Below are 1269 nucleotides of genomic sequence, written 5' to 3' on the forward strand. Positions count from 1 at the left end.
TGACCTGCCACCGAGTATTTCCTCCAGAAGGAGTTAGAGTCCGCCCCGAAGAAGGACGGACAGATGAAGCGAGCACGGTTCACGGAAGAGCAGATTATTGCGGTGCTGAAGGAGCATGAGGCCGGGGCGAAGACGGCCGATCTGGCTCGCAAGCACGGGATCTCCGAGGCGACGATCTACAATTGGAAGGCCAAATTCGGCGGCATGGACGTTTCCGAGGCGAAGCGGTTGAGGGCCCTGGAGGAGGAGAACGGGAAGCTGAAGAAGCTTCTGGCCGAGCAGATGCTCGATGCGGCCGCACTTCGCGAGCTCCTTTCAAAAAAATGGTAGGGTCCGCCGCCAAGCGCGCTGCGGTCGCGCATCTGCAGGCCGTCATGAGCCTGTCGGAACGGCGGGCCTGCTCGATCGTGGGTGCGGATCGGAAGATGATCCGCTATCGCGCCAGCCGCCCGCCGGACGCAGTTCTGCGTGGCCGATTGCGCGATCTCGCCAACGAGCGGCGGCGTTTCGGCTATCGCCGCCTGTTCGTCCTGCTGCGGCGGGAGGGCGAGCCATCGGGGATCAACCGGATCTACCGGCTTTATCGCGAGGAAGGGCTCACCGTCCGCAAGCGGCGGGCTCGCCGCAAGGCCGTGGGGACCCGGGCCCCGATCCTGGTCGAGGCCAAGCCAAATGCCCGCTGGTCGCTGGACTTCGTCCACGACCAGTTCGCCAATGGCCGACGCTTCCGCATCCTCAACATCGTCGACGACGTCACCAAGGAATGCCTGGGCGCCATTCCGGACACGTCGATCTCGGGGCGGCGCGTGGCCCGCGAACTCACGGCAATCGTCGAGCGACGCCGCAAGCCAGGAATGATCGTGTCCGACCATGGCACCGAGTTCACCTGCAACGCCATGCTGGCTTGGTGCAAGGACGCAGCCATCGATTGGCACTTCATCGCACCGGGAAAGCCCATGCAAAATGGCTTCGTCGAGAGTTTCAACGGCCGGATGCGCGATGAGCTACTCAACGAGACTCTGTTCTTCGATCTCGATGACGCCCGCGCCAAGATCGCCAATTGGGTCGTCGACTACAATCTCCAGCGTCCCCACTCGTCGCTGAAATATCTGACCCCCGCGGCCTACGCTGCCCACCTCACCGCAACGGACGATCGGCTGCGCAACCCCGACCAGCTCCGCCGATCGTCCGTTGCTCCACCCGCGCCACTTGGCGTACAAAACCTCGAGACTCTAACTGCCGCTGGATGAAAATTCAGTGGCAGGTCAA

The 1269-nt window shown here is 63.0% G+C and carries 1 protein-coding gene; it reads left to right on the forward strand.

Features of this window, described 5'->3' with window-relative positions; genetic code table 11:
* The first annotated feature begins 63 nt into the window (after window positions 1-63).
* Window positions 64-1250 (forward strand): IS3 family transposase gene (locus CV770_RS41095; protein WP_104466320.1). Its coding sequence is split into 2 segments (ribosomal slippage): window positions 64-316 and window positions 316-1250, totalling 1188 coding nucleotides; the frame shifts between segments, so codons are not numbered across the junction.
* The last annotated feature ends 19 nt before the right edge of the window (window positions 1251-1269 follow it).

It is taken from the genome of Bradyrhizobium sp. AC87j1, assembly GCF_002936975.1.
Classification (GTDB): Bacteria; Pseudomonadota; Alphaproteobacteria; order Rhizobiales; family Xanthobacteraceae; genus Bradyrhizobium; species Bradyrhizobium shewense.